Below are 8,535 nucleotides of genomic sequence, written 5' to 3' on the forward strand. Positions count from 1 at the left end.
CATTAGTCTAAATTATGGCAATATTTAATTTTCAGAAGCCCGATAAAGTTATCATGATCGATTCAACCGATTTTGAAGGTAAGTTTGAATTCAGACCTTTAGAACCAGGATACGGATTGACAGTTGGTAATGCACTTAGAAGAGTTTTACTTTCTGCGTTAGAAGGTTATGCAATCACCTCTATCAGAATTGATGGTGTTGAGCATGAGTTTTCAACTATTTCAGGAGTAGTAGAAGATGTTACTGAAATTATCTTAAATCTAAAACAAGTACGTTTCAAACGTCAGATCGAAGATGTAGATAATGAAACAGTTTCTATCTCTATCTCAGGAAAAGATCAAATTACAGCTGGTGATTTTCAAAAATTCATCTCTGGTTTTCAAGTGTTGAACCCAGATTTAGTTATTTGTAATTTAGATCGCAAAGTAAATCTTAATATGGAATTAACTATCGAGAAAGGTCGTGGTTATGTTCCAGCAGAAGAGAACAAAAAACAAAACGCAGCCATCGGAACAATATTTACTGACTCCATTTTTACTCCAGTAAAAAATGTTAAGTATGCTATTGAAAACTTCCGTGTGGAGCAAAAAACAGATTATGAAAAATTAGTTTTCGAAATCAAGACTGATGGTTCAATCAATCCAAAAGATGCTTTAACTGAAGCTGCTAAAGTTTTAATTCACCACTTTATGTTATTCTCGGATGAGAGAATTACTTTAGAAGCTGATGAAATTGCTCAAACGGAGTCTTATGATGAGGAATCATTACACATGAGACAATTGCTTAAAACAAAACTTGTTGATATGGATTTATCCGTACGAGCATTGAATTGTTTGAAAGCTGCAGAAGTTGACACACTTGGAGATCTAGTATCTTTCAACAAAAATGACCTTATGAAGTTCCGTAACTTCGGTAAAAAATCGCTAACGGAGTTAGATGAATTAGTTGCCAATAAGAACTTAACGTTCGGAATGGATTTAGGTAAATACAAATTAGATAAAGAATAAATTACTTCATATTTTGCTCTCCAAGGTGGATTGAAGCAAGATGAAGGTTAAAAAAATACGTCATGAGACACGGAAAAAAAGTAAATCATTTAAGCAGACAGACTGGACATAGAAAAGCTATGTTGGCTAATATGGCTTGTTCTCTTATAGAGCACAAACGTATTAATACTACTGTTGCTAAAGCAAAAGCGCTAAAACAATTCGTTGAGCCGCTTATAACAAAATCGAAAGTAGATACAACGCACAATCGTCGTATATGTTTCGCTTACTTACGTAGCAAATATGCAGTAACTGACTTGTTTAGAGATGTAGCTGCAAAAGTTGGTGATCGTCCAGGTGGATATACTCGCATCATCAAAATGGGTAACCGCCTTGGAGATAACGCTGATATGGCAATGATTGAATTAGTTGATTTCAACGAACTATACAACGGAGGTAAAAAAGAAGAGAAAAAAGGTAGAACGCGTCGTCCTAAGAAAACGGCTGCACCTATTGCAACTCATGTTGCTGCACCAGTTGTAGAAGAAGTGACTCCAGTCGCTGAAGAAGCTGCGCCAATTGTAGAAGAAGTTGTGGAAACTCCTGCTGCAGAGGTTGTAGAGACTCCAAAGGTTGTTGAAGAAACTCCAGTTGCTGAAGTTGACTCGAGCGTTAGCGAACTGGCGGAGCAAACTCCAGAAGTTGTTGAAGAAACTCCAATCGCTGAAGCAGAAGAAACAGCAGCAGAAACACCAGAAACAGAATCAGATGAAGATTCAAAAGAAGAGCAAGCATAATGATTGCTACTTCATAAATATAAAGGATAAACGTTTTGTTTATCCTTTTTTTTTGCCATAAAAGGAATGTTTATAAACTTTAATAAATCGATTTAGAATTTAATTTGGAATACTCTAAATTTGTAACACAACTACTAAGATAATCTAATGAAATACACAACACGACCACAAGCTATTTTACTACTTGCCGACGGAACTATTTTTTATGGGAAATCTATTGGAATTTCTGGAAAAACTTTTGGAGAAGTTTGCTTTAATACAGGAATGACAGGTTATCAAGAAATATTTACTGATCCATCTTATTTTGGACAAATCATGGTGGCTACTAATCCACACATTGGAAACTATGGTGTAAACTCAGATGAAGTAGAGTCGGAAAAAATAATGATTTCGGGATTGGTATGTAAAAATTTTAGCTTTAATCATTCAAGACCTGATTCCGAAAGTAATCTTTATGACTATTTTGAAAATCAAAATTTGATTTGTATTTCAGATGTTGACACCCGAGCTTTGGTTAGTTATATCAGAGATAATGGCGCTCAAAATGCTGTGATTTGTACAGATGGAACTTCAGTAGAGGAATTAAAAACGCTATTGTCCAACGTACCAAATATGGAAGGATTAGAATTGGCTTCTAAAGTATCAACAACTGAACCTTATTTTTTTGGGAATGAAAATGCAACATTTAAAATTTCAGCTTTGGATTTAGGGATTAAAAGAAATATTTTGAGAAATCTCGCCAAAAGAGATTGTTACATAAAAGTATTTCCATACGATACAAATTTCGAAACATTAAAAGCATTTAATCCAGATGGTTATTTTTTATCTAATGGACCAGGTGATCCTGAACCTTTGGAACAAGTTATTGGAGTTGCACAAGAAATTATTGCTTCTGATACACCCGTTTTTGGAATATGTTTAGGACATCAAATTATTGGTTTAGCTAATGGAATTTCAACCTATAAAATGTTTAACGGTCACAGAGGAATTAATCATCCGGTCATGAATATCTTGACTGGAAAAGGTGAAATCACCTCTCAAAACCACGGATTTGCGGTGAATAGAGAAGAATTGGAAAAACATAACGATTTGGAAATCACACACTACCATCTCAATGATAACACAGTAGCTGGAATGAAAATGAAATCTAAAAATTGTTTCTCAGTGCAGTATCATCCAGAAGCAAGTCCAGGACCACATGACTCTTCTTATTTATTTGATGAGTTTATTTCCAACATTAAATGGAGTAAGGAATTGCAACAAGCTTAAAACTGTCCAAATTTCATTTATCGTAAAAAAACTAAAACGATTGCGTTAATAACATTCTAGCGAATTATCAAATTGATAAATAAAGTTGAAATATATTTGTTGTCATCCTAAGCGCTCTCGAAGTTTCGCGAGAAGGACTACAAACTATAATCAAAAATCTAAATATCATAAAAATGAGTATTATTATTAAAGTTCACGCAAGACAAATTCTTGACTCCAGAGGAAATCCAACAATTGAAGTAGATGTAGTAACAGAAAACGGCGTTTTAGGTCGTGCAGCTGTACCAAGTGGTGCATCAACCGGCGAACACGAAGCAGTAGAATTAAGAGATGGCGGAAAATCCTACATGGGTAAAGGAGTTTCGAAAGCAGTAAACAACGTTAATGCTACTATTGCTCCAGAGTTAATGGGTGTTTCTGTTTTTGAACAAAATCATATCGATCAATTGATGATTGAATTGGATGCCACCCCAAACAAATCAAACCTTGGTGCTAATGCTATTCTAGGTGTTTCTTTGGCTGTTGCTAAAGCGGCTGCAAACGAACTTGGTTTGCCTTTATACCGATATGTTGGTGGAGTTTCTGCCAATACATTACCCGTTCCAATGATGAATATTATCAATGGCGGTTCACATTCTGATGCGCCGATTGCTTTCCAAGAATTTATGATTATGCCCGTAAAAGCAACATCCTTTACCCACGCAATGCAAATGGGAACTGAGATTTTTCATAACCTTAAAAAAGTATTGCACGACAGAAATCTTTCTACAGCAGTAGGCGATGAAGGTGGTTTTGCACCAAACCTTGCGGGTGGAACTGAAGATGCTTTGGATACTATTAAAAAAGCAGTTGAAAATGCAGGTTATACATTTGGTGATGAAATAATGATTGCGTTAGATTGCGCTGCTTCTGAATTTTATGTTGATGGAAAATACGACTATACCAAATTTGAAGGAGCCACAGGAAAAATAAGAACCTCAAAAGAACAAGCCGAATATTTAGTTTCATTGGCAACCAATTACCCAATTATTTCTATCGAAGACGGAATGTACGAAGACGACTGGGAAGGTTGGAAACATTTAACTCAATTAATAGGAGATAAAACTCAATTAGTTGGGGATGATTTATTTGTAACCAATGTGGAACGTTTGTCTCGAGGAATTAAGGAAGGCATTGCCAATTCAATATTGGTAAAAGTAAACCAAATCGGAACCTTGACAGAAACGATTGCAGCGGTAAACATGGCGCATAATGCAGGTTACACCTCAGTAATGTCGCACCGTTCGGGTGAAACCGAAGACAATACTATTGCTGATTTAGCAGTAGCGTTAAACTGTGGTCAAATTAAAACAGGATCGGCATCGCGCTCTGATAGAATGGCGAAATACAATCAACTATTAAGAATTGAAGAGGAACTGGGCGATACCGCTTATTTCCCTGGATTGAAAGCGTTTAAATAATAATTGATTTTTAGAATAAGACAAAACACCCTAAGTTTTTTTACAACCTTAGGGTGTTTTATTTAATTAATAATTTGAAGTATCGATATCCTTCAAAGAGTTCAAAACGTTACTAGAGTTTCAAACACTAACTTTTTGTTTTTCTGATTAATAGAAAAATTGCTCTAAAATAATTTTTCCATCCTTTACTTGGTAAACACATACTTCTTCCATAGTCATTCTTCCTCTACCTTTAAAAGTAGCATCGAGTAAATAGGTAATGGCAAAAGTATTTCCTGCTACTAAAGGTTCTGAAATTTCAGCATTGTGAAATTCTTCCACACTTTCTTCAAACGCTTTATGTTTTTCTAAGATAGCTGCCATTCCGTGTTGTACTTTTGGCCCCATCATTTCATTGGCTTCTACGCTATCGATATTTTCTGCGTATAATGAGGTAATCGCTTCCTCGTTTTTTCCTTGGCGACAAAGGTCAACCAATTGGTTTGCTACTGCTGTTGTTGTCATTTTTTTAGGTTTTAAATTTTGAAAACTAAAGGTACCATAATTAGAATATTTAAAAACAACTCAATATATTATCAAATTATTAATTCTATTTGCTATTAATTTTAATTGAATAATTAAATTTTATTTTATGACACCCCACTGGCTCTCGTTTGTCCAGATTTCTGGTGCTTGCCTGTGGCGAGTACCTACTTAATCTTATCATAAACCCTGTCTAGTTATATAACAAGAAAGGGTTTTTTGTGTAATAAATTATAATGAAAGTTTTGAAACTGTAATTGGAAGTTTTGAAACTGCTACTCGAAGATTTGAAATGGCTGTTGAGAGTTTTGAAACTGCAACTTGAAGTTTTGAAATGTCTGTTGAGAATTTTGAAACCGCCACTCAAAGTTTTGAAATGGCAGTTAAGAGTTTTGAAATCGCGGTCGAGAGTTTTGAAACCGCCACTGGGATTTTTGAAACTGCCACTGAGAGTTTTGAAAATGTAGTTGCTAGTTTTGAAAATTCTGTTTTACTATTGATTTTAGGATAGAATTTCTTGCTGAATGTGCATAAAAAAACCACTCGATGAGTGGTTGTTATTTGATTTTATTTTTTGTTTTTTTTGCTTAAATCTTTGAATTCTAAATTTTTTATTTGAGCAAATTCTGGGGAGGATATACCGAATTTTCCTCGAATGTATTTTTTTACTCCTTTTGCTACCACTATTACTGAGTTTTCATTGGTATAGAGTATTTTATTTCTAACTATTCGAAGTGTTTCTAAGGTATTGCTCTTGGTCGTAACGTCAACGTTGGATGCTAACATTTCGTTTTTTTTGGTTGTTAGCCCTTCTATATTTATATCTTCTTCAAGGGGATTGTAATTGCCGTCTTGTTCTAGTAGGTTTCCCAAACTTTTGAAATTTTCGTAGTAGCTATCATAGCTTTGACGAGAAACTGAGATACTATTTTTGTTTTGCTCAGTATTTGTGGATTTGTCTTTTTTGTCAATGCGTGCTCCTTGAATTTTAGCATTGATTGATTTTGCATCTTCAATTGTTTTCTGATCCACATCTGTTGAGCTCATAGTGTTGATTACTCTTGTTGCTAATGGTTTGATGTTTTCGAAAACTAACTGACGATTATCTATTGCTAGTGCCACCGTGTTGTCTTGTGCTTTAACGTTGTCGTGTGCTTTTGTAGCATCGGTTAGTAATGTTTCAATAAAAGAAAGTTTTAGGATTTCTTTTTGAGGACTGTAGGATGCACCTAGTCCTTCTGCATAGATTTTTAGTTTTTTGAAGTTTACTACGTTCTTGTAGTGTCCTGTTTCGCTCACTGAACTTTTACTTGAATAGGTGTTCGCGCTTGTTAAGTCTGAATTTGATTTCATGATATTTTGAATTAATAATTGTTTGTGAACTATTTCACATTTTTTGAATTATCAATTTTTTTGCCAAAGTTTGTGAGGTAATGATTAAAGTTTTGTTAAAGTTTACCTCACCCCAGCCCTCTCCAAAGGAGAGGGAGCTTATTAAGCTTATTTAAAGGTTTATTTTTTGAGGAGATGTTCCCGCCTGCGCGGGAATGACAAAAAAGATGGAGGATGGGAGATGGAGGATGGGAGATGTTCCCGCCTGCGCGGGAATGACAAAAAAGATGGAAGATGGGAGATGGGAGATTCCTACGGAATGACAATAGTAAAAGTGATTCCTTTGGAATGACAACAGACATATTTAGTATTCAGTAGTCAACAACTAATAGTTTTTATATTATCTAAATATTAAATTATAAATAAATGTTTTTTCTTTAAAATTTTTTATTAATATTGTAAGTTAACTGTTAAATATCAATAAAATAAGCAAGAAATTTGTATCTAATAGCGAATGAATGCAACTGATTAAGAGAGTTTGCATTGATTTTAGAGTATTTCTGAAAAAAAAATGAAAATGTACGCATTTTGCTTACCTAAACTTCAAATTATCTTTTTTAGTTTTGCTAAATAGTTATAACCACTAAATTAAAAATATCATGAAAGTTCACTGCTTTTTTCTCCAACAGCTTTCTTTTCTCTCAGTTTTGCTTTGTAGTACTATGCTTTTTGCCCAAGAAAATTCATCATTCTTCGATGGTTATCTCTGGATTAAGGGAAGTGAAACGGAAATTAAAGTCAATCCTACTGTTCCTAATTTGGAAGCTTTAAAAATAAAAAAGTATTTGAACTTTAATCCTTCCGTTGATTTTTCAAAAGACAGTGTGTCAAGAAAATATAAAAATCTAGTATCTAAAAGCTCTTCGTTGTTTATAGTTTGTAAAAGCAATTCAAAGGAAGAAAATCTTTTATTTTCATTAGAAAGAGGTTCTTTTAAATCAAGATTGAGTAATCAAAAAATAGTTTGTGATAAAGAAGTGATATTAAACAAAGGCGATTCTAAAACAGGTATTCTTCTGAGTTATTTGTATAATAAAAACTCTTTAACTGGCAGAAAAAACGGAAATCTGATTTTGGAGGATTTATTGACAACTGATAAAGAATCTATAAATCAATTAGCGGAGTTGATATATATTCCAAGATATGTTAGTAATAAAGAAAGAGCTATAATAGAAAGCTATTTGTCATTAAAATATGGAATATCTCTTAATGAAGGACAAAGCTATTACAATTCTAAAGGTGATATAATTTGGGATGTTAAACAAAATGAAGGCTTTAATTTTAATATTACTGGCATTGGAAATGACGAATACATTGGATTAAACCAAAAGCAGTCAAAAAATTCATTAGAAGATGGTTTATGTATTGGCTTAAATAAAATAATGAAAAGCAATAATGAAAATGAAACATTTATAAGAGATAAAGACTTTCTGTTATGGGGTAATAATGGAAAAAGTATTGTTTTGAAAAAGAATGATGAAGGAAATCAAAAAAAAATGAATAGAGTATGGAAAATTAATCCTTCAGCTGCTAGTGTTGGAAAATTTATAACTCAAATTAAAATAGATAAAAAGCTGATGCCGCTTGAGAGTAATTTTGATAGTAATGATAAAGAATTTATTTGGCTAGCAATTGATAGTGTAAGTACATCCGAATTTAATTATGACAAAGCAAAGTATATAAAAGCTACTATTAATAATGAAAATGAAATTGTGTTTGATGCTATTCAATTTGATTCAGATTTTAGTTATTTATTTACAATAGTTAAAGCAAAAGAAAATATCCTAAATTCTATTTTACTTAACGATTTGCCAATCCAACAAGCTTCTGACAATAGTTTGGCAAGTCAAATTAAGGTTTATCCAAATCCTATAAATGCTAACGAAATATTCACAATACAATTTAATTTAAAAGAATCTTCAACTGTTTTAATTCAAATTGCTGATGTTAATGGCAAAGTTATTAAAACGAAAAATTTAGGATCAATTAAAAATTATCTTTTTAACGAAAGTATATTGGTGTCAGGGACTTATTTAATTATGATTTCTGTTAATGAAAAACTAGAAACAAGTAAATTAATTGTAAAATAATACAGTTTTAATAAAAACA

At 32.9% G+C, this 8,535-nt stretch carries 8 protein-coding genes and 1 pseudogene; 7 read left to right on the forward strand and 2 right to left on the reverse strand.

Annotated elements, in window-relative coordinates; translation table 11 throughout:
- The first annotated feature begins 14 nt into the window (after window positions 1-14).
- From ACIQ2L_RS04520 to eno, 4 genes and pseudogenes are all read left to right on the forward strand, one after another.
- A complete protein-coding gene (locus tag ACIQ2L_RS04520) occupies window positions 15-1,007 on the forward strand; it encodes a DNA-directed RNA polymerase subunit alpha (RefSeq protein WP_396156842.1) in 993 nt (330 codons plus the stop codon).
- A 62-nt stretch (window positions 1,008-1,069) separates the two neighbouring features.
- Window positions 1,070-1,552 (forward strand): annotated as a pseudogene (gene rplQ, locus ACIQ2L_RS04525) (50S ribosomal protein L17); the annotation flags it as partial.
- Between the two features lie 378 nt (window positions 1,553-1,930).
- Window positions 1,931-3,052 carry a glutamine-hydrolyzing carbamoyl-phosphate synthase small subunit gene (gene carA, locus ACIQ2L_RS04530; RefSeq protein WP_396156844.1) on the forward strand — a complete coding sequence of 374 codons (1,122 nt, stop codon included), beginning with the start codon at window positions 1,931-1,933 and terminating at the stop codon, window positions 3,050-3,052.
- 173 nt (window positions 3,053-3,225) lie between these two features.
- Window positions 3,226-4,512 carry a phosphopyruvate hydratase gene (eno, locus tag ACIQ2L_RS04535; protein ID WP_396156846.1) on the forward strand — a complete coding sequence of 429 codons (1,287 nt, stop codon included), beginning with the start codon at window positions 3,226-3,228 and terminating at the stop codon, window positions 4,510-4,512.
- 147 nt (window positions 4,513-4,659) lie between these two features.
- Here the strand turns inward: eno and ACIQ2L_RS04540 are convergent, their stop codons facing one another.
- Window positions 4,660-5,016 (reverse strand): SnoaL-like domain-containing protein, encoded by a 357-nt coding sequence (locus tag ACIQ2L_RS04540; protein ID WP_396156848.1) that lies wholly within the window; start codon window positions 5,014-5,016, stop codon window positions 4,660-4,662.
- A gap of 352 nt (window positions 5,017-5,368) precedes the next feature.
- Here ACIQ2L_RS04540 and ACIQ2L_RS04545 point away from each other — a divergent pair, with 352 nt between their 5' ends.
- Window positions 5,369-5,545 carry a hypothetical protein gene (locus ACIQ2L_RS04545; protein WP_396156850.1) on the forward strand — a complete coding sequence of 59 codons (177 nt, stop codon included), beginning with the start codon at window positions 5,369-5,371 and terminating at the stop codon, window positions 5,543-5,545.
- A gap of 56 nt (window positions 5,546-5,601) precedes the next feature.
- Here ACIQ2L_RS04545 and ACIQ2L_RS04550 read toward each other — a convergent pair whose 3' ends face one another.
- Window positions 5,602-6,387, reverse strand: coding sequence for a hypothetical protein (locus ACIQ2L_RS04550; protein WP_396156852.1), 786 nt, complete (start codon window positions 6,385-6,387; stop codon window positions 5,602-5,604).
- A gap of 166 nt (window positions 6,388-6,553) precedes the next feature.
- Here ACIQ2L_RS04550 and ACIQ2L_RS04555 point away from each other — a divergent pair, with 166 nt between their 5' ends.
- Both ACIQ2L_RS04555 and ACIQ2L_RS04560 read left to right on the forward strand, forming a co-directional pair.
- The gene (locus ACIQ2L_RS04555; RefSeq protein ID WP_396156854.1) at window positions 6,554-6,718 is read left to right on the forward strand and encodes a hypothetical protein; all 165 of its coding nucleotides are present in this window, start codon (window positions 6,554-6,556) and stop codon (window positions 6,716-6,718) included.
- Window positions 6,719-7,025: 307 nt separating this feature from the next.
- Window positions 7,026-8,516: a T9SS type A sorting domain-containing protein gene (locus tag ACIQ2L_RS04560; RefSeq protein WP_396156856.1), complete on the forward strand. Its 1,491-nt coding sequence runs from the start codon at window positions 7,026-7,028 to the stop codon at window positions 8,514-8,516.
- Window positions 8,517-8,535: the final 19 nt, after the last annotated feature.

The organism is Flavobacterium sp. (assembly GCF_044369455.1).
Taxonomy (GTDB): Bacteria; Bacteroidota; Bacteroidia; order Flavobacteriales; family Flavobacteriaceae; genus Flavobacterium.

Excerpts from the sequence above, each read along its gene's own strand:
- ACIQ2L_RS04520 (WP_396156842.1), top strand. The coding sequence starts at position 15 with ATGGCAATATTTAATTTTCAGAAGCCCGATAAAGTTATCATGATCGAT.
- carA (WP_396156844.1), top strand. The coding sequence starts at position 1,931 with ATGAAATACACAACACGACCACAAGCTATTTTACTACTTGCCGACGGA.
- eno (WP_396156846.1), top strand. The coding sequence starts at position 3,226 with ATGAGTATTATTATTAAAGTTCACGCAAGACAAATTCTTGACTCCAGA.
- ACIQ2L_RS04540 (WP_396156848.1), bottom strand. The coding sequence starts at position 5,016 with ATGACAACAACAGCAGTAGCAAACCAATTGGTTGACCTTTGTCGCCAA.
- ACIQ2L_RS04545 (WP_396156850.1), top strand. The coding sequence starts at position 5,369 with ATGTCTGTTGAGAATTTTGAAACCGCCACTCAAAGTTTTGAAATGGCA.
- ACIQ2L_RS04550 (WP_396156852.1), bottom strand. The coding sequence starts at position 6,387 with ATGAAATCAAATTCAGACTTAACAAGCGCGAACACCTATTCAAGTAAA.
- ACIQ2L_RS04560 (WP_396156856.1), top strand. The coding sequence starts at position 7,026 with ATGAAAGTTCACTGCTTTTTTCTCCAACAGCTTTCTTTTCTCTCAGTT.